This is a genomic window from Gilliamella sp. App2-1, from assembly GCF_001690255.1.
Taxonomy (GTDB): domain Bacteria; phylum Pseudomonadota; class Gammaproteobacteria; order Enterobacterales; family Orbaceae; genus Gilliamella; species Gilliamella apicola_G.
On record NZ_LZGR01000055.1, the window covers coordinates 47,324 to 65,999 of the forward strand.

The following is an 18,676-nucleotide window of genomic DNA, read 5'->3' on the forward strand; positions in this document are numbered from 1 at the left end:
AATACAAATGTGAAAAGGATCACAAAAATTTTTTGTTGTTAGTAAAATGTATTAAATAATACGCTCTACTATATTTGATAATTGATTAATAATAAATTTTTCATTTGATGCTATTTTAATTATTCAATGTTAATATAATGAAAATTTGATATGTAGGATATTGCCGTGAGTAAACCACTATACCGACAAATTGCTGAAACTATTGAAAAAAAAATTCGTTCTGGCGAATTAAATGTTGAAGATGTACTACCAACAGAACATTCTTTACAAGATATATATAATGTGAGTCGTGTCACGGTTCGTAAAGCCCTTGAATTGCTTGAAAAACAGGGATTATTAGAGAGAATCAAAGGCAGCGGTACTTATGTAAAATGTAATTCTGACAAACATGATGCCTTTCAATTAAAAGGATTTGACGAAAATATTACCTCACAAGGACGAATTTCAGGTACAAAAGTAATACATTTTCAGTTAGAGCAAGCACAACCCGTTATTGCAGATAATCTAAAAATTGGAATTGGTACGCAGGTATATTCTATAGTACGTATTAGAACAATTGATGATGAACCTGAAATTTTAGAACAAAGTTATATGCCATTATCACTATTTACTGATCTTAGTGTTAAAGTAATGCAGACATCAAAATATCACTATATTGAAAAACAAAAAGGTTATCAGATATCCCATAGCAAGCAAGACTTAAAGCCCGTTTTAGCTACTAGCATTGTTGCTAAGCATTTAAATATCGAAACAAACTATCCTGTACTACGCCTACGTTCGACCAGTGAATTAGTTAGTGGGGAAATATTTGAATACAGTATTCAATATTTAAGGGGTTTCCAATATCGGTTTGAATATATTGCACGCAGAGGTTTGGAATGAACGTCAATTTTAACAATACACAATTTAATTTGTATTTATAATAAACGGATAAATACTACATTAGACTTCCAGTCTAAGTAAAAACATTTTTTATAAATACTGTTTTAACCGTTTTAAATGCACCAATCTAGCAGCATATTGTCATAAAAGTATTTTTTATGACTCAACAACACGAGCTAAAGGTTACATTCAACGTTTTGATGATTAAATGTTTTTAATTATGCTCATGACTAATATCTCTTTTTTGATAGAAATTAACATGACTATTTAACAGATACTACTTTTTTGTCCGTAACATTGCTTTCTATTCGCATTACACTCGGAATTATTGCATAATACAGGGCGTTTAAACTACCGAAATCAAGTTAGGAATAATTATGGAACTCCTTTGTCCAGCAGGATCTTTACCATCACTAAAAGTGGCCATTGATAATGGCGCTGATGCTGTTTATATTGGTTTAAAAGATGATACCAATGCCCGTCATTTTGCTGGTTTAAATTTTAATGAGAAGCGATTGATTGAAGCATCTGATTATGTACATAAACGTGGCAAAAAGTTACATATTGCCATTAATACTTTTGCCCACCCAGAAAATTTTCAGCGTTGGCAATATGCGGTTGATACTGCAGCCAATATTGGTGCTGATGCGTTAATTATTGCCGATCTGGCTATGCTTGATTATGCCGCTGAAAAATATACTAATCTTGAGCGTCATGTTTCTGTGCAAGCGTCATCGACCAATGAAGAGTCGATTAAGTTTTACTATAATAATTTTCAGGTACATCGCATAGTGTTACCGCGTGTACTTTCGATACATCAAGTCAAACAACTATCACAAGTTTCCCCTGTTCCACTTGAAGTGTTTGCTTTTGGTAGCCTGTGCATTATGGCGGAAGGTCGCTGCTATTTGTCATCTTATTTAACCGGTGAATCGCCTAATACTGTTGGGGCTTGTTCGCCAGCTAAATTTGTCCGTTGGGAAGAGACCGAAAAAGGCCTTGAGTCACGATTGAATAATGTGTTAATTGATTGCCATAAAAAAGGCGAAAATGCAGGTTATCCAACCCTATGTAAAGGGCGTTATTTTGTTGGTGACGCGCTTTATCATCCAATCGAGGAACCAACCAGCCTAAATACCATTGAGCTATTACCTGAACTGTTTGCTGCTAATATTGCCTCGGTTAAAATTGAAGGGCGTCAACGTAGCCCTGCTTATGTCGAGCAAGTGACTAAAGTATGGCGACAAGCTATCGATCGCTATAAAGCTAATCCGCAATCATACCAAGCAGAAAAAAGTTGGATGGATATGCTTGGTTCAGTATCAGAAGGAACACAAACAACATTAGGTGCTTATCACCGTAAATGGCAATAGGGTAACATTAATTATCGAAAGATAATTCTTAAAAGGACATGCTTTAGTCTTTTCTCAATTTTGCCTATGCAATGAACCAGTAGCGTCAGCTTTAATTAGTGAGTAAATCTAACATAAATATAGTGAGCAAAACTATGAAATACGCATTAGGACCAGTGCTTTATTATTGGCCTAAAACCACAACAGAAGCGTTTTATCACGCCGCAAAAAATAGCGAAGCCGATATTATTTATATGGGCGAAACGGTGTGTACTAAACGCCGTGAAATGAAAGTGCCAAACTGGCTTGAACTCGCAAAAGAGATTGCTAAATCGGGCAAACAAGTGGTACTTTCAACCTTAGCGTTACTTGAAGCGCCATCAGAATTAAACGACTTACGGCAGTTAGTGAATAATGGCGATTTTTTAGTAGAAGCAAATGATTTAGCCGCCATTAATATTGCGCAGGAGCATAAATTACCATTTGTTGCAGGCCCTGCTATTAACTGTTATAACGCATTAACATTAAGATTATTACAAAAACAAGGGATGGTACGTTGGTGTATGCCAGTTGAGCTTTCTCGTGACTGGTTAGCGAATGTACTTAATCAGCTTGAAAGTTTAAATGTTGAACGAAATTTTGACGTTGAAGTTTTCAGTTACGGCTATTTACCCTTAGCTTATTCGGCTCGCTGTTTTACCGCAAGATCGGAAGATAAACCAAAAGATAAGTGTGAAACTTGCTGCATTAAGTATCCGGTTGGTCGTGAAGTGTTCTCACAAGAACAGCAGAAAGTATTTGTGTTAAACGGTATTCAGACTCAAAGTGGTTATTGTTATAACTTAGGTAATAATCTCAAAGAGATGAAAGGTTTAGTCGATATCGTAAGAATTTCACCACTTGGTCTTGAAACACTCGATATTGTAAAGCAGTTTAAAGCTAACGAAGATGGATTAAATCCACTGCAAATTGAACATAAACGAGATTGTAATGGTTACTGGAATGGTATTGCCGGACTTGAACTTACCCAATAAATATTTTCTGCCTGAACAATTTAGGGCAAATTTCCCTGCACTTAATAGTGAAAGCGTCTATCTTGACTCGGCAGCAACCGCACTTAAACCACAACAGATGATTGATGCAACGCTTGCCTACTATTTAGAAAATACCGCAACAGCCCAGCGTAGTTTGCATAATACTGCCTTGCAAGTCACCGCAACAATTGATAAGGCAAGGCAAAATGTTGCCGATTTAATTCATGCTAATAACAGCACTGAAATTATCTGGACTCGCGGAGCAACTGAATCAATCAACCTCATTGCGCAAAGCTATGCTCGCCCATTGCTACAACCTGATGATGAAATTATTGTGAGTGAATTAGAGCATCATAGCAATTTATTACCTTGGCTAATTGTTGCTAAGCAAACGGGTGCTAAAGTCATAAAATGGTCATCGGATATTGATGAATTATTATCACTATTGTCAGTAAAAACTAAACTTGTTGCAATAACCCAAATGTCAAACGTAACTGGATTTTGTCCTGATTTAGCAACAATTAGCCACCTTGTGCATCAACATAATGCGATTTTAGTTGTTGATGGAGCTCAAGGCATAGTTCATCATGCGCTTGATGCTCAGCAATTAGATATCGATTTTTATGCTTTTTCAGCGCATAAATTGTATGGACCAACGGGTCTTGGTGTTTTATATGGTAAAAAAGCCTTATTTGAGCAAATGTCGGTTTGGCATGGTGGCGGTAAAATGCTAAAAAGCACCTCGTTTAATGATTTTATTCAAGAAGATCCTCCCTATAAATTTGAAGCAGGTACACCCAATATTGCTGGCATTCTTGGTTTTAATGCAACACTTGAATGGTTAAAAAGTTGGGATAATAAGCAAGCAGAGAACTACACAAAGCAGCTCGCTTTCTACGCAAAATCACAACTAAACCAATTTGCGGATATTCAATTTTATAGTGTGGATAGTAGCCCGATCATCACGTTTAATCTTAACAATATTCATCATAATGATATTGCTATCTTGTTAAGTGAACAAAATATTGCGATCCGCACAGGCGAGTTTTGTGCTCAGCCTTTGATGAGTAAATTAGGTTGCCATGGTGCAATTCGTCTATCATTAATGCCATATAATAATCAGCAAGATGTGGAGAAATTTATTTCAGTATTGCAAAGTGCGATTGAAATATTGGTATAATTCTATACTAAATGGTATAGATTCCTGAAAGTTTTTTACAAAATAGTCAACCATAAATAGGTCAATATTATGCTATCACAGCAAAGTTTAACTGAGTTATTTGCAAAGCAACATACTTGGCAAGATCGTTATCGGCAGTTGGTAATGTTAGCAAAGCAATTACCTGATTTTCATGAACAACTAAAGACAGCGCAAAATCAAGTTAATGGTTGCGAAAACCGAGTTTGGCTGATTTATCAAAAACAAGCAGATAATACCTATATTTTTAGTGGCGATAGTGAAGGGCGAATTGTGAAAGGGTTATTAGCCATTTTAATCATCATTGCCAATCACAAAACAGCACAAGAAATTGCAGCAATCGATTTTCAATCCCTATTAAGTCAGTTAAAAATTTCTGATCAGCTCAGCCAATCACGTTTGCACGGACTTGCCAAATTAATTGAACGTATAAAATCGGTGGCATAAAAAAGGGGGCTGGCTAATGCGCCCCCCTGTCGTTCATATAGTTACTGTTTAATTTTCAGGATAAGTAAATAGTGTTATAACTTTTTTTACGCCATTAACTTTACTTGCAATTTCAGCAGCAGTTTTACCTTCTTCTGGCGTAACAATACCAATTAAAAACACTTCACTATTTTCGGTTACGACTTTGATATTACGCGCTTTTGTTTTGGCATCTAAAATGAACTGAGATTTAACTTTAGTGGTTATCCATGTATCATTCGTAACAGTACCGGCACTAACTGGTTGACCAATACGAATTTGGTTATAGACTTTTTTTACCCCTTCAACTTGATAAGCAAGGTTTTCGGCTTTTTCAATTTGTTGACTATTTGCTTGTCCAGTTAAAAGAATATTTCCATTATAAACGCTTGATAAAATCCGTGATCCGATAAAAGTTGGTCCATGATTCTTTATTTTCATCCCCATACGTGAATTAAGGGTAGTATCATCAACTTGAGTTCCAGCAGTACGAGGATCTGTTGCAACTTTTGCTGTAGCTCCTGCACCTGCCCCAATCACTGCAGCAACACAACCTTGTAACGTTAATGCACAAAAGATTACCATTAAGGTAAGTTTTTTCATTATAACTCCTTATGATATATTACTTAGTAATAATCAAATTTCAATAAATTTGCCTTTATTATGCCTTGTAGATATTGATTTGCAAAACAATTTTATTATTAAAATTAAGATAAATATCAATAATTTTTTCAGTAAATAGCTTGCAATTTGTTCTAGTATTTACCTATTTTTTTATTTCAGTAATTTGGCTAACCAGCTTGCCTTTTTTTAGCCTTGTTATTATAAAATCACCGACAGTAACTTGCTCAAAGCCACGCACCACTGAGTTGTTTTGGCTGGTAGTGACTGAATAGCCCCGCTCAAGTGTAGCAAGTGGGCTGACACTATTGAGTTGGGAAGTTTGCAAAACAAATTGATGTTGTGATTCTGTTAACTTTTGCTTAATTAAATTAATGAGTTGCTGCTGTTTTTGCCATACCACTTGCCCTAAATAAGTCATGTTATTTTGTGGCGATACTCGTAATAATCGTCTATCTAGTGAATTATGACGATTTGATAGTTTAAGTAAATATTGCTGAATATTGTCATAGAGTGAATGACGGCAGCTTAATAGTTGATTCAATTGTTTTTCTAGTTTTGCTTGTGGATGCTGAGTTTGTAATTGATGACGCCATTTATTGAGTTTTTCTCGGCATTGCATTAAATAATAATCCATTGCCATGGATAAATGCTGTTCTTGAACTTGTAAGCGTTTTACTTGTTCTAAACTATCTCGGCTCACAAGCTCTGCTGCCGCTGATGGCGTTGCTGCTCTCATATCAGCCACAAAATCGGCAATCGTAAAATCAATTTCATGCCCAACTGCGCTCACAATGGGTAATTGACTAGAATAAATAGCCCTTGCCACCACTTCTTCATTAAATGACCATAAATCTTCAAGCGAGCCACCACCTCGTCCAACGATTAAAACATCACATTCTTGACGAATATTGGCAATGAGAATCATCTTTGCAATTTGCCCTGCCGCTTCGCTGCCTTGCACTTGCGTTGGGTAAATAATCAAATCCAAACTGGGATCACGGCGTTTTAATATCTGACAAATGTCATGTAGTGCAGCCCCCGTTGACGAAGTAATAATACCAACGGTACGAATATTTTCAGGTAATGGTTGTTTATAAATAGGATCAAATAAGCCCTCATCAGACAGTTTTTGTTTTAGCTGTTCAAACTTTTGCTGCAATAATCCCACACCTGCCGGTTGAATTTTATCAATAACCAGCTGATATTCACCGCGCGCTTCATATAGTGTCACTGTTGCCCTGACTAAAACCTGCTGCCCATTTTGTGGTGAAAAACCGGCACGAAAATTACTATTGCGAAACATGGCACAGCGCACTTGTGCGCTATCGTCTTTTAATGAAAAATACCAATGTCCTGATGATGGACGTGAAAAGTTTGAAATTTCTCCCATTAACCAAATTTGACCAATAGCATCACAAAGCAGCTCTTTAACCATTTGATTAAGATCTTTGACCGATAAAATAGAACTGTTTTGCATGCGGTTATCCTTTTATAACTAGATAAGTTTAAACTAAATCAAACTGAGCCCAAATTGGCGCATGATCAGATGGCTTTTCCATTGCACGAATATCATAATCAATCCCAGTTTGCTTGCAATGCGCCATCATTTTTTGGCTTGCTAATATTAAATCGATTCTTAGCCCAGTATGGGTCTCAAAACCTTTAGAACGATAATCAAACCAAGAATATTCAAGCTCAGTTGGGTGAGTATTGCGGTAAGTATCAATAAAACCGAGCGACATTATACTATTCATCCATTCACGTTCTTCCGGCAAAAATGAACATTTACCTGTGCGTAGCCAACGTTTACGGCTCTCTTCTAAAATTCCAATATCTAAATCGGTTGGGCAAATATTCATATCACCCATAATTAAAGATAACTGACAGCTTAATTGTTGCTGATTTATATAGGTTATTAAATCCTGATAAAATTTACGTTTAGCAGGATATTTAATTTCATGATGTAAACTTTCACCTTGAGGAAAATAACCATTAATTACCGTCAAATTGCCTTGACTAGTTGGTAGCTCAGCCATAATCAAACGACATTGCGCATCATCACTATCGGTTGGAAAGCCATACTGTACGGACAATGGTTTTTGCTTAGTTAATAACGCCACTCCATAGTGACTTTTTTGTCCGTGATAATATAAGTGATAACCAAACTGTGCTAATTCGTCAATAGGAAACTGATCGTTATGAACCTTCGTTTCTTGTAAACCAATAATATCTGGTTGGTGAGTATCAATAATTGCTGCTAATTGATGAATTCGCGCGCGAAGGCTATTAATATTAAACGAGATAACTTTCATAATAAATTTATTGTATTTGTTTCCATGTTCTAAATACGCATCGTAACAAAAATACGATATACTGTTAAGCTATTACAATAAAAGCCACCATTTGTGATAAAAGGAATCACCGAATATGTCTACGGAATTACTTGCCTTGCGCAATAAAATCGATGAAGTTGATAAATCTATTTTATCTTTAATTACCAAGCGATTAGCATTAGTTGCCGAAGTTGGCGAAGTAAAAAGCAAACACGGTATTCCTATTTACGATCCTAAGCGTGAAGCAGAAATGCTAGCTAAAAGGCGTCAAGAAGCTGAAAAAGCAGGTATATCATCCGCATTGATTGAAGATATTTTACGTCGTTTAATGCGTGAGTCTTATATTAGCGAAAATGATAAAGGCTTTAAAAAAGTCTATAGAGGTCAAGGATCGATAGTTATTGTTGGCGGCAATGGGCAAATGGGGCGATTATTTGCTCACTTATTTGCTTTATCTGGCTATCAGGTTAAAACATTAGGATCAAAAACGATGCATCAAGCTGCCGAAGTGGTCGCCGATGCAGCGGCAGTGATTGTGACTGTGCCTATTAACAAAACTTGTGAAATCATTAAACAACTACCACAATTACCGAAAGATTGTATTTTAACGGATTTTACATCTATAAAAGCCAAACCACTCCAAGCTATGCTTGATAAACATCATGGTCCTGTTGTCGGTTTACACCCGATGTTTGGTCCAGATGTATCCAATTTAGCCAAACAAATTATTGTTTACTGTGAAGGTCGATACCCAGATAAATGCCAATGGCTAATTGAACAAATGCGTATTTGGGGGGCTAATTTATGTGCTATTGATGCCAAAGAGCATGACAAATGCATGTCGTTCATCCAAGCATTACGACACTTTACTTCTTTTTCGTATGGCGTTAATTTGCAACGTGAACAGGCTGATTTAGAACAATTGATCGCACTTTCCTCACCGATTTATCGGCTTGAACTGATGATGGTAGGGCGCTTATTTGCTCAAGATCCTGAGCTTTATGCCGATATCATTATGGCTTCGGATGATAATATCGAATTAATCAAACGCTATTACGAACGATTTGGGCAAATGGTTAAAATAATTGAACACCGCGATAAAACAAAATTTATCCAGAATTTTAATGAAGTTACCGCTTGGTTTGGCTCTTACGCAGAGCGTTTTATTAAAGAGAGCCAAGTATTATTAAAATTTGCTAATGATAATCGAGAGTAAGTTTATACTAAACGGTATACTTTCCTGAAAGTTTTTACAACTTAAAATATGTGTTTATCAAAAGATAGTGGTTATATTTGCAATAAAATAAAGTGTTGCAGATAAAACGTTATCAAAAACAATACTATTAGTGTGAGGGAATTAGATGTCTAAACGAAAATATTTTGGTACCGATGGGATTCGCGGTAAAGTTGGAGAGTATCCTATCACACCAGATTTTGCGCTCAAATTAGGCTGGGCAGCGGGTCGTGTGCTTGCCAAAGATGGCGTTAAAAAAGTATTAATCGGTAAAGATACCCGCATTTCAGGCTATATGCTTGAATCAGCACTAGAAGCAGGATTTGCTTCCGCAGGCGTTGCCGCTGCTTTTACAGGACCCATGCCAACTCCAGCCATTGCATATTTAACTCGCACTTTCCGTGCTGATGCTGGTGTAGTCATTTCAGCCTCACACAATCCTTTTTATGATAATGGTATTAAGTTCTTTTCAACCGAAGGAAAAAAGCTTGATGATACCATCGAATTAGAGATCGAAGCCGAACTTGAAAAAAAGATCGATTGCGTAGAATCCAAACAACTCGGCCGAGCAAGCCGTATCACCGATGCAGCAGGTCGTTATATCGAATTTTGTAAAAGTACATTCGATCATGATTTAAGTTTGGCAGGATTAAAAATTGTTGTTGATTGTGCAAATGGCGCTACCTATCACATCGCGCCTAAAGTATTACGAGAGCTTGGTGCACAAGTGATTAAAATTGGCTGTGAGCCTAATGGGGTTAATATCAACGAAAACTGTGGTGCAACTGACGTAAAAGCATTAGCTAAAAGTGTGATTGATGAAAAGGCCGATTTAGGTTTTGCATTAGACGGCGATGGCGATCGCATCATTATGGTTGATCATAAAGGTTGCAAAATTGATGGTGATTTAATTATCTACATCATTGCACGCGAAGCATTAAGACAAGGTCAACTAAAAGGCGGCGTTGTCGGCACTTTAATGAGCAATATGGGGCTTGAGATAGCGCTTAAAAAGCTTGGTATTCCTTTTGTGCGAGCCAAAGTAGGCGATCGTTATGTACTTGAAAAATTAGTCGAGAAAAATTGGCGCTTAGGTGCTGAAAATTCGGGGCACGTTTTACTATTAGATAAAACCACCACGGGTGATGGTATTGTTGCTGGTTTACAAGTACTAGCGGCAATGGTACGTAATGACATGTCGTTGGCAGATTTGTGCAGTGGCATGACAATGTTGCCACAAATATTAATTAATGTTCAATTTTCAGGCGAACATGATCCGCTCAATAGTGATACGGTAAAATCGGCAATTGAGCAAGCAGAAAAACAACTTGGTCATCATGGTCGGGTATTGATCCGTAAATCAGGAACAGAACCACTAATTCGCGTCATGGTTGAAGGCATCAATAAAGTTGAAGTACAAAAATTGGCCGAAACTATCGCCACCACGGTTAAAGCTTAAAAATAGCATTAATAATGCTCATTAATCAAACTGTGGTTTAGTAATATTGGATTTGAAATAATACGCAAAGTTACGCATATTTACACAAAATTAGTAAAAAGTGTCTAAATTCTTAGTTTTTTTAATCAAAGGTTGACTTAATATAGGCAATTAGGTTTAAAATAGCAACTTCGGATTATTACAGCAATTGCTTATATCTTTCAAACGAAAGCATGAGCAATATTTTTATTTTTAGAAATAGGTTAAGAGGGTTATATGTCAGTTTCCTCTCCAGCTTCACCACAAGCTTATATCAAGCATCATCTTGAGAACTTGCAAGTCGGTTCTGGTTTTTGGACCTTTAATCTTGACTCATTGTTCTTTTCGATCCTACTGGGTGTTATTTTTTTATGGATATTCCATCGCGTAGCAAAAAAAGCAACCAGTGGCGTACCAAGTAAACTACAATGTGCAGTAGAAATGATCTTTGAATTTGTCAACAATACAGTAAAGGACATGTTTACCGGTCAAAATAAGCTCATTGCGCCGTTAGCATTAACAGTGTTTATTTGGGTTTTCTTAATGAATTTAATGGATCTTATCCCGGTTGATTTTTTACCTTATGCAGGTCAATATTTAGGTCTATCACATTTAAGAGTGGTACCAACCGCAGATGTTAGCATTACCATGTCAATGTCTTTAGGCGTGTTTGCACTTATCATCATTTATTCAATCAAGTACAAAGGTATTTCAGGCTTTATCAAAGAATATACCTTGCACCCATTTAATCACTGGGTATTTGCGCCTATCAATTTAGTACTTGAATTAGTTAGCCTATTAGCTAAACCTGTTTCTTTAGGACTTCGACTTTTCGGGAATATGTATGCTGGTGAACTTATCTTCATCTTAATAGCTGCGTTATTACCTTGGTGGTCACAGTGGGTATTATCGTTACCATGGGCCATTTTCCATATTTTAATAATTACGTTACAAGCTTTTATTTTTATGGTGTTGACGATCGTCTATTTAGCTATGGCATCGGCAACGGAAGATCATTAATTTTAATATTTTTTTGATAATAAACTGGAGTATATAATGGATAGTATGTTATTTGTAGCCGCAGGCATTATGATGGGATTAGCTGCAATTGGTGGTGCAGTTGGTATTGGTTTATTAGGTGGCAAATTTTTAGAGGGCGCTGCTCGCCAACCAGAATTAATGCCTATGTTACGTGCTCAATTCTTTATTGTTATGGGCCTAGTTGATGCTATCCCAATGATCTGTGTGGGTATTGCACTTTATGTTATTTTTGCTGTCGCAGGCTAATAAAAATTTAAGAGGAATCGTGTCATGAATATGAACGCAACGCTCCTCGGCCAAGCAATTACATTTGTATTGTTTGTTTGGTTCTGTATGAAGTTTGTTTGGCCTCCTGTTATTAGCGCAATTGAAAAACGCCAAAAAGAGATAGCCGAAGGACTTGCTTCAGCAGAAACAGCAAAAAAAGATTTGGAATTAGCCAAAGCAAATACATCTGACATAATGCAACAGGCTAAGGTTGAGGCTAATGCAATTATTGAGCAAGCCAACAAACGTAAAGCAGCCATTCTTGAAGAAGCAAAACAAGAAGCTTCTCGTGAAAAAGAACGAATTGTTGCTCAAGGACTTGCTGAAGTAGAAGCCGAACGTAAACGAGCTAAAGAAGAGCTCAAACAACAAGTTGCTACACTTGCTATTGCTGGTGCAGAAAAAATTATTCAACGGTCTGTTAATGAAGCCGCAAATAGCGACATCATTGATAAACTCGTAGCTGAACTATAAGGAGAATAGAGCAATGGCTGACTTAATTACGATTGCTCGCCCTTATGCTAAAGCCGCTTTTGATTTTGCGGTAGAAAAAAACAGCATCGAATCATGGCATAAAATGTTAGTGTTGACATCTGAAGTGAGTAAAGATACTCAAATAAGAAGTATTTTAACATCTGACATGAAAACCGATTCGGTGGCTAATTTACTCATCAACATCTGTCAAGATGTGTTAGATGAGTTTAGCACTAACTTTATTAAGATTATGGCTGAAAACAAACGGTTATCACTCCTACCTGAAGTATTAACCTTGTTTGAGCAATATTGTTTAGATAAAGAATCACAAGCAGATGTGGAAGTCATTTCTGCCAGTGAGCTAACAAATGAACAACTTAATAAGATTTCTGTCGCTGTCGAAAAACGTTTATCACGAAAAGTAAAACTAAAATGTCATATAGATAAAACGCTCATTTCTGGTTTTATTATTCGTACGGGCGACATGGTTATTGATAGTAGTATCAGAGGGCGTTTAAATCGTTTAAATGACGCTCTACAGTCTTAAGGGGACTGATAATGCAGCTAAATTCAACTGAAATAAGTGAACTAATTAAAGAGCGAATAGCTCAGTTCAATATTGTGAGTGATGCTCACAATGAAGGAACTATCATATCGGTAAGTGATGGTATTCTTCGAATCCACGGATTAACAGATGTAATGCAAGGTGAAATGATTGCATTACCAGGTAACCGATATGCAATGGCATTAAACCTTGAAAGAGACTCTGTCGGTGCGGTGGTCATGGGACCATACGAAGACTTGTCCGAAGGTATGAAAGTACAATGTACAGGTCGTATTTTACAAGTACCCGTTGGTGAGGGTTTATTAGGTCGCGTTATTAATACGCTAGGCGAGCCAATTGATGGTAAAGGCTCACTTCAAAATGATGGTTATTCACCAGTCGAAGTTGTTGCGCCAGGTGTTATCGATCGTAAATCGGTTGACCAAGCATTACAAACTGGTTATAAAGCTGTTGACTCAATGATTCCAATTGGTCGAGGGCAACGTGAGCTTATCATTGGTGACCGTCAAACCGGTAAAACAGCGCTTGCTGTTGATGCAATCATCAACCAACGTGACTCTGGTGTAAAATGTATTTATGTTGCCATTGGTCAAAAACAATCAACAATTGCCAATGTTGTGCGTAAACTTGAAGATTATGGTGCACTTAAAAACACAATTGTGGTTGTGGCATCGGCGTCTGAATCAGCTGCGTTACAATACTTAGCACCCTATGCGGGTTGTGCAATGGGTGAATACTTCCGTGATCGTGGTCAAGATGCATTAATTGTTTATGATGATTTATCTAAACAAGCGGTTGCTTATCGTCAAATTTCGTTATTACTTCGTCGTCCACCAGGACGTGAGGCTTACCCGGGTGATGTATTTTATCTTCACTCTCGTTTACTTGAACGTGCAGCGCGTGTGAACGAAACTTATGTTGAAGAGTACACAAAAGGCGAAGTTAAGGGCAAAACCGGTTCATTAACAGCATTACCAATTATTGAAACTCAAGCAGGTGACGTTTCGGCATTCGTACCAACTAACGTAATTTCGATTACTGATGGTCAGATTTTCCTTGAAACTAGCCTATTTAACTCAGGTATCCGTCCTGCGGTTAACCCAGGTATTTCGGTTTCACGTGTGGGTGGTGCTGCACAAACGAAGATAATGAAAAAACTATCAGGTGGTATTCGTACTGCGCTTGCACAGTATCGTGAATTAGCTGCATTCTCTCAATTTGCATCTGACTTAGATGAAGCAACAAGAAACCAATTAAGCCACGGTGAAAAAGTAACCGAATTGTTAAAACAAAAGCAATACTCACCAATGACTGTTGCTGAACAAGCAATTGTACTTTACGCCGCTGAACGTGGTTATCTTGAAGATGTAGAATTGGCTAAAGTATTACCATTTGAAACAGCATTACTTGCTTATGCCCATAGTCAATATGCCGATTTTGTCAAATTAATCGACGAGACCGGTAATTACAATGATGAGATTGAAAGTAAGCTAAAAGCATTACTTGAAAGCTTTAAATCGACTCAAACTTGGTAAGGGTGAGGTAACAAATGGCTAATGCAAAAGAGATTAGAACAAAGATTGCCAGTATCCAAAGTACGCAAAAGATCACTAAAGCAATGGAAATGGTTGCCAATTCTAAAATGCGCAAAACACAAGATAGAATGGCCGCTAGTCGACCCTATGCCGAAATGATCCGCGAAGTAATTGGACATTTAGCGTTAGCTCAGATAGGCGCCAAACATCCTTATTTAGAAGAAAGAGATGTAAAGCGAGTTGGCTACCTTATTATTTCAACCGATCGTGGTTTATGTGGTGGTTTAAATATCAATCTATTTAAAACTGTCATTGCTGACATGTCAGCATGGCAGGAAAAAGGTGTTGAAGCTGATGTTGCTTTAGTTGGTTCGCGTGGTGTTTCGTTTTTCTCATCAGTAAAAGCAAACATCTTAACCCAAGTGACTAACTTGGGGGATGAACCCAATTTATCCGATTTAATTGGTCCGGTAAAAACAATGCTTGAGGCATATGACAACGGTAAAATTGATAAATTATATATCGTTACTAACAAATTTATTAATACTATGTCACAAAAGCCAACAATCCAGCAATTATTACCATTACCACCATCAGAAGATAAAGAACTTAAAGCTTCATCATGGGATTATATTTATGAGCCTGATGCTAAATCACTATTAGATGTGATTTTACGTCGCTATATTGAATCACAAGTCTACCAAGCAGTGGTTGATAATTTAGCGAGTGAACAAGCAGCAAGAATGGTAGCCATGAAAGCGGCAACAGATAACGGTGCAAACCTAATTAATGAATTACAAATTGTGTACAACAAAGCACGTCAAGGTGCTATCACGAATGAATTGATTGATATTGTATCCGGTGCAGCCGCTGTTTCAGGTTAGTGCTAAATATTGGCTTATAGTTAAGAAAAAGACGTAGAGGATTAAAAATGGCTACTGGAAAGATTGTCCAGATCATCGGTGCGGTGGTTGATGTCGAATTCCCAGAAGATGCAGTACCAAAGGTATATGATGCATTAGAAGTGGAAACAGGCACTGAAAAATTAGTTCTGGAAGTTCAGCAACAATTAGGTGGTGGCGTTGTTTGTTGCATCGCAATGGGGTCATCTGATGGCTTAAGACGTGGACTTAAAGTTAGAAACACAGGCCACGGCATTGAAGTACCAGTGGGGACAAAAACACTGGGTCGTATTATGAATGTACTTGGTGATCCTGTCGATAAAGCGGGTCCAATTGGTGAAGAAGAACGTTGGGCGATTCATCGCGCAGCACCAACCTATGAAGAACTTGCAAACTCAACAGAGTTACTTGAAACTGGTATAAAAGTTATCGACTTAATTTGTCCATTTGCTAAAGGGGGTAAAGTAGGTCTATTCGGTGGGGCGGGTGTAGGTAAAACCGTTAATATGATGGAATTAATCCGTAATATCGCTATCGAACACTCTGGTTACTCAGTATTTACTGGTGTGGGTGAACGTACCCGTGAAGGTAATGACTTTTACCACGAAATGAAAGAATCAAACGTACTTGATAAAGTATCGTTAGTTTATGGTCAGATGAATGAGCCACCAGGAAACCGTTTACGTGTTGCATTAACGGGTTTAACTATGGCTGAAAAATTCCGTGACGAAGGTAAAGACGTTTTATTATTCATCGATAATATTTACCGTTATACCTTAGCCGGTACTGAAGTATCAGCATTATTAGGTCGTATGCCATCGGCGGTGGGTTATCAACCAACATTAGCCGAAGAAATGGGCTTACTACAAGAGCGTATTACATCAACTAAAACAGGTTCGATCACTTCAATCCAAGCCGTTTATGTACCAGCAGATGACTTGACTGACCCATCACCAGCAACAACCTTTGCTCATTTAGATGCAACGATCGTATTGAGCCGACAAATTGCTTCTTTAGGTATCTATCCGGCAGTGGATCCCTTAGATTCAACTAGTCGTCAATTAGATCCTTTAGTGGTTGGTCAAGAGCACTATGATTGTGCCCGTGGTGTTCAGTCAATTCTACAACGTTATCAAGAATTAAAAGATATTATTGCGATTCTTGGTATGGATGAGTTATCAGAAGATGATAAATTGATCGTTGCTCGTGCTCGTAAAATTCAGCGTTTCTTATCTCAACCATTCTTTGTTGCAGAAGTATTCACTGGTTCACCAGGAAAATATGTACCTTTGAAAGACACGATTAGTGCATTTAAAGGAATCATGAACGGTGATTATGACCACATCCCTGAACAAGCATTCTATATGGTTGGTTCAATTGATGAAGCGATTGAGAAAGCAAAATCTCTCTAAGAGATTCATAGAGCACATCATATTAATGGAGATCGTATTATGGCACTAACTTCCTATCAATTAGAAGTTGTTAGTGCTGAATCTCACCTGTTTTCGGGTGATGTTCAGCGAATCAGAGTGACAGGTAAAGAAGGTGAACTTGGGATTTATCCTGGTCATACCCCCCTACTCACAACCATAAAACCAGGCATGGTAGGCATTGTGAAAGCGGATGGTGAAGAAGAGTTTATCTATCTGTCTGGAGGCATCTTAGAGGTTCAACCTAATATCGTCACTATCTTAGCTGATACCGCTATCCGTGGTGAAGATTTAGATGAAGCAAGAGCACAAGAAGCAGTAAGACAAGCGCAAGAACATATAAATCACCCAAGCGATGATATGTCATTTGCACAAGCATCTGCAGAACTATCAAAAGCGTTGGCAAAAATCCGTGTTATTGAATTAACACGCCGTATCGGTCAATAATTGGCTTTTGATGGTTTGTCATAAATAGAAGGTTACAACTCAATAGTGTTGCAACCTTTTAAAAATGCTTAAGTTATAAAAAGTTAATTTGCCTATTTCTTTTCAACAAAGCTTTTAACAGCAAAATCATACTTATTCAATCAACACAATTATTCATATTAAATAACACATTAATTAAAAACCATTAAATTTTACCTCATAATAGTTTATACTCTGTTCCCATTATCGTTTATGCTTAAAACAATACTATAAATAACGATAAGCCAATCACCTCATTAACAATAAAATATAGAGATTTTAGGGAAAATAGGAAAACAATATGGACAACACGCTTAATCCCTTAATCGGTGAATTTGGGGACGGATTAGTGACGGGCTTAGGGGGCGTTAGCCATAATCGCTATAGCTTAACTGTTGAGGGGCTGCGCTCGCCGATTTCGGTTTGGCATGTTGACGGTAATGAGTCGTTAAACCAGCCTTGGCGTTATGTGATTACTTTTACCAGCTCTGACAAAGCGTTATCCATTGATTCAGTGCTTAATCAAAAAGCCACATTCTCTTTTAATCCTGTTATCCATCAACCGTATCAAAGCTTAATGTCAACAATCTCATCGTTACGTGACTTACCGTCGGTGAATGATAAGCGCACCTTACATGGGGTGATTACCGAGTTTAGTCAGTTATCGGTCAATAAAGAGGAAGCCCATTATCAGGTGGTGTTATCCTCGTGTTTAGCACGGCTGGCTGTGGGGCAACATAGTGCCATATTTCAACAGCAAAGCGTGGTGAGTGTAGTTGAAGAAGTGCTGCGCAGTCATGGTTTAACGGGCATTGATTACCGTCTAGAGTTAAAAGAGAGCTATCCTGAGCGGGAGTTTATCACGCAGTGGCAAGAGAGTGACCTTGAATTTATTCAACGCTTATTGGCTGATGTCGGTATCTGGTTTCGCTTTGAAACGCATGCTGAGCACCACTGTGATGTGATGGTGCTAAGTGATTATGAGCAAGGCTATGCGCAGGTGGATGATATCGACGATAAACCGCCCAGTGGCATGGCGGATAGTGGCGTTGAAAGTGTGTGGGATATCACCTTGCATAGTGAAGTGGTGGTCTCCTCAGTCAAGGTACAAGACTATAACTACCGTGATGCCCTCGCTGATTTACAGGGGGAAGTTAACACCCAACCCAAAGACCGCACCACCTATGGCAGCGACTATCGTTATGCTGAGCACTATAAAGGCTTAGATAGCCACGGACAAGACAACTCGCAAACTCGTGGCGATAATAACGGTGATGATGATAATAATGATAATCGTGATAATGACAATAACACTCACGACAATCAGATTGAAAGCGGTCAGTGGTATGCGCGTATTCGCCATGAACAGGCGATTAGCCAAAAAATTATCCTCAAAGG

19 protein-coding genes are annotated in these 18,676 nt (G+C 37.8%); 16 read left to right on the forward strand and 3 right to left on the reverse strand.

Features of this window, described 5'->3' with window-relative positions; genetic code table 11:
- Nucleotides 1–165 precede the first annotated feature (165 nt).
- From A9G22_RS07790 to csdE, 5 genes are all read left to right on the forward strand, one after another.
- The gene (locus A9G22_RS07790; RefSeq protein WP_065587103.1) at nucleotides 166–882 is read left to right on the forward strand and encodes a GntR family transcriptional regulator; all 717 of its coding nucleotides are present in this window, start codon (nucleotides 166–168) and stop codon (nucleotides 880–882) included.
- Nucleotides 883–1,259: 377 nt separating this feature from the next.
- Complete coding sequence (gene ubiU / locus A9G22_RS07795; RefSeq protein ID WP_065587104.1) at nucleotides 1,260–2,255, forward strand: ubiquinone anaerobic biosynthesis protein UbiU; 996 nt, start codon at nucleotides 1,260–1,262, stop codon at nucleotides 2,253–2,255.
- Between the two features lie 134 nt (nucleotides 2,256–2,389).
- A complete protein-coding gene (locus tag A9G22_RS07800; RefSeq protein WP_065587105.1) occupies nucleotides 2,390–3,268 on the forward strand; it encodes a U32 family peptidase in 879 nt (292 codons plus the stop codon).
- Nucleotides 3,225–4,448 carry a cysteine desulfurase CsdA gene (csdA, locus tag A9G22_RS07805; protein WP_255306898.1) on the forward strand — a complete coding sequence of 408 codons (1,224 nt, stop codon included), beginning with the start codon at nucleotides 3,225–3,227 and terminating at the stop codon, nucleotides 4,446–4,448. The genes A9G22_RS07800 and csdA overlap by 44 nt, the downstream gene beginning before the upstream one ends.
- 69 nt (nucleotides 4,449–4,517) lie before the next feature.
- Nucleotides 4,518–4,913, forward strand: coding sequence for a cysteine desulfurase sulfur acceptor subunit CsdE (csdE, locus tag A9G22_RS07810; RefSeq protein WP_065587106.1), 396 nt, complete (start codon nucleotides 4,518–4,520; stop codon nucleotides 4,911–4,913).
- A 48-nt stretch (nucleotides 4,914–4,961) separates the two neighbouring features.
- Here csdE and dolP read toward each other — a convergent pair whose 3' ends face one another.
- From dolP to xthA, 3 genes are all read right to left on the reverse strand, one after another.
- Entirely contained in the window at nucleotides 4,962–5,534 is a 573-nt protein-coding gene (gene dolP / locus A9G22_RS07815; RefSeq protein ID WP_065587107.1) for a division/outer membrane stress-associated lipid-binding lipoprotein, read from the reverse strand.
- Between the two features lie 163 nt (nucleotides 5,535–5,697).
- Nucleotides 5,698–7,032: an exodeoxyribonuclease VII large subunit gene (gene xseA / locus A9G22_RS07820; protein ID WP_075508647.1), complete on the reverse strand. Its 1,335-nt coding sequence runs from the start codon at nucleotides 7,030–7,032 to the stop codon at nucleotides 5,698–5,700.
- 28 nt (nucleotides 7,033–7,060) lie between these two features.
- On the reverse strand, nucleotides 7,061–7,867 hold the full coding sequence (gene xthA, locus A9G22_RS07825; RefSeq protein WP_065587109.1) for an exodeoxyribonuclease III: 807 nt from the start codon (nucleotides 7,865–7,867) through the stop codon (nucleotides 7,061–7,063).
- 115 nt (nucleotides 7,868–7,982) lie between these two features.
- Here xthA and tyrA point away from each other — a divergent pair, with 115 nt between their 5' ends.
- From tyrA to vgrG, 11 genes are all read left to right on the forward strand, one after another.
- Complete coding sequence (tyrA, locus tag A9G22_RS07830) at nucleotides 7,983–9,104, forward strand: bifunctional chorismate mutase/prephenate dehydrogenase (protein ID WP_075508648.1); 1,122 nt, start codon at nucleotides 7,983–7,985, stop codon at nucleotides 9,102–9,104.
- Between the two features lie 145 nt (nucleotides 9,105–9,249).
- Nucleotides 9,250–10,581, forward strand: a complete 1,332-nt coding sequence (gene glmM / locus A9G22_RS07835; protein ID WP_065587111.1) for a phosphoglucosamine mutase — start codon at nucleotides 9,250–9,252, stop codon at nucleotides 10,579–10,581.
- A gap of 255 nt (nucleotides 10,582–10,836) precedes the next feature.
- Entirely contained in the window at nucleotides 10,837–11,619 is a 783-nt protein-coding gene (atpB, locus tag A9G22_RS07840; protein ID WP_065587112.1) for a F0F1 ATP synthase subunit A, read from the forward strand.
- A 36-nt stretch (nucleotides 11,620–11,655) separates the two neighbouring features.
- Nucleotides 11,656–11,886, forward strand: a complete 231-nt coding sequence (atpE, locus tag A9G22_RS07845) for a F0F1 ATP synthase subunit C (RefSeq protein WP_065587113.1) — start codon at nucleotides 11,656–11,658, stop codon at nucleotides 11,884–11,886.
- Nucleotides 11,887–11,910: 24 nt separating this feature from the next.
- Nucleotides 11,911–12,381: a F0F1 ATP synthase subunit B gene (gene atpF, locus A9G22_RS07850; protein ID WP_065587114.1), complete on the forward strand. Its 471-nt coding sequence runs from the start codon at nucleotides 11,911–11,913 to the stop codon at nucleotides 12,379–12,381.
- A 13-nt stretch (nucleotides 12,382–12,394) separates the two neighbouring features.
- Nucleotides 12,395–12,928: a F0F1 ATP synthase subunit delta gene (gene atpH / locus A9G22_RS07855; protein ID WP_065587115.1), complete on the forward strand. Its 534-nt coding sequence runs from the start codon at nucleotides 12,395–12,397 to the stop codon at nucleotides 12,926–12,928.
- 11 nt (nucleotides 12,929–12,939) lie between these two features.
- Nucleotides 12,940–14,481, forward strand: coding sequence for a F0F1 ATP synthase subunit alpha (atpA, locus tag A9G22_RS07860; RefSeq protein WP_065587116.1), 1,542 nt, complete (start codon nucleotides 12,940–12,942; stop codon nucleotides 14,479–14,481).
- 14 nt (nucleotides 14,482–14,495) lie between these two features.
- The gene (atpG, locus tag A9G22_RS07865; RefSeq protein ID WP_065587117.1) at nucleotides 14,496–15,365 is read left to right on the forward strand and encodes a F0F1 ATP synthase subunit gamma; all 870 of its coding nucleotides are present in this window, start codon (nucleotides 14,496–14,498) and stop codon (nucleotides 15,363–15,365) included.
- A 47-nt stretch (nucleotides 15,366–15,412) separates the two neighbouring features.
- The gene (gene atpD / locus A9G22_RS07870) at nucleotides 15,413–16,795 is read left to right on the forward strand and encodes a F0F1 ATP synthase subunit beta (RefSeq protein ID WP_065587118.1); all 1,383 of its coding nucleotides are present in this window, start codon (nucleotides 15,413–15,415) and stop codon (nucleotides 16,793–16,795) included.
- Nucleotides 16,796–16,834: 39 nt separating this feature from the next.
- Complete coding sequence (locus A9G22_RS07875; RefSeq protein ID WP_034948095.1) at nucleotides 16,835–17,260, forward strand: F0F1 ATP synthase subunit epsilon; 426 nt, start codon at nucleotides 16,835–16,837, stop codon at nucleotides 17,258–17,260.
- Between the two features lie 319 nt (nucleotides 17,261–17,579).
- The coding region (vgrG, locus tag A9G22_RS07880; protein ID WP_141670008.1) for a type VI secretion system tip protein VgrG at nucleotides 17,580–18,676 on the forward strand (1,097 nt) is incomplete at its 3' end.

What these genes read in the sequence shown, in the direction of transcription:
- ubiU (WP_065587104.1), top strand. Translation starts at nt 1,260, where the DNA reads ATGGAACTCCTTTGTCCAGCAGGATCTTTACCATCACTAAAAGTGGCC.
- A9G22_RS07800 (WP_065587105.1), top strand. Translation starts at nt 2,390, where the DNA reads ATGAAATACGCATTAGGACCAGTGCTTTATTATTGGCCTAAAACCACA.
- csdA (WP_255306898.1), top strand. Translation starts at nt 3,225, where the DNA reads ATGGTTACTGGAATGGTATTGCCGGACTTGAACTTACCCAATAAATAT.
- csdE (WP_065587106.1), top strand. Translation starts at nt 4,518, where the DNA reads ATGCTATCACAGCAAAGTTTAACTGAGTTATTTGCAAAGCAACATACT.
- dolP (WP_065587107.1), bottom strand. Translation starts at nt 5,534, where the DNA reads ATGAAAAAACTTACCTTAATGGTAATCTTTTGTGCATTAACGTTACAA.
- xseA (WP_075508647.1), bottom strand. Translation starts at nt 7,032, where the DNA reads ATGCAAAACAGTTCTATTTTATCGGTCAAAGATCTTAATCAAATGGTT.
- xthA (WP_065587109.1), bottom strand. Translation starts at nt 7,867, where the DNA reads ATGAAAGTTATCTCGTTTAATATTAATAGCCTTCGCGCGCGAATTCAT.
- tyrA (WP_075508648.1), top strand. Translation starts at nt 7,983, where the DNA reads ATGTCTACGGAATTACTTGCCTTGCGCAATAAAATCGATGAAGTTGAT.
- glmM (WP_065587111.1), top strand. Translation starts at nt 9,250, where the DNA reads ATGTCTAAACGAAAATATTTTGGTACCGATGGGATTCGCGGTAAAGTT.
- atpB (WP_065587112.1), top strand. Translation starts at nt 10,837, where the DNA reads ATGTCAGTTTCCTCTCCAGCTTCACCACAAGCTTATATCAAGCATCAT.
- atpE (WP_065587113.1), top strand. Translation starts at nt 11,656, where the DNA reads ATGGATAGTATGTTATTTGTAGCCGCAGGCATTATGATGGGATTAGCT.
- atpF (WP_065587114.1), top strand. Translation starts at nt 11,911, where the DNA reads ATGAATATGAACGCAACGCTCCTCGGCCAAGCAATTACATTTGTATTG.
- atpH (WP_065587115.1), top strand. Translation starts at nt 12,395, where the DNA reads ATGGCTGACTTAATTACGATTGCTCGCCCTTATGCTAAAGCCGCTTTT.
- atpA (WP_065587116.1), top strand. Translation starts at nt 12,940, where the DNA reads ATGCAGCTAAATTCAACTGAAATAAGTGAACTAATTAAAGAGCGAATA.
- atpG (WP_065587117.1), top strand. Translation starts at nt 14,496, where the DNA reads ATGGCTAATGCAAAAGAGATTAGAACAAAGATTGCCAGTATCCAAAGT.
- atpD (WP_065587118.1), top strand. Translation starts at nt 15,413, where the DNA reads ATGGCTACTGGAAAGATTGTCCAGATCATCGGTGCGGTGGTTGATGTC.
- A9G22_RS07875 (WP_034948095.1), top strand. Translation starts at nt 16,835, where the DNA reads ATGGCACTAACTTCCTATCAATTAGAAGTTGTTAGTGCTGAATCTCAC.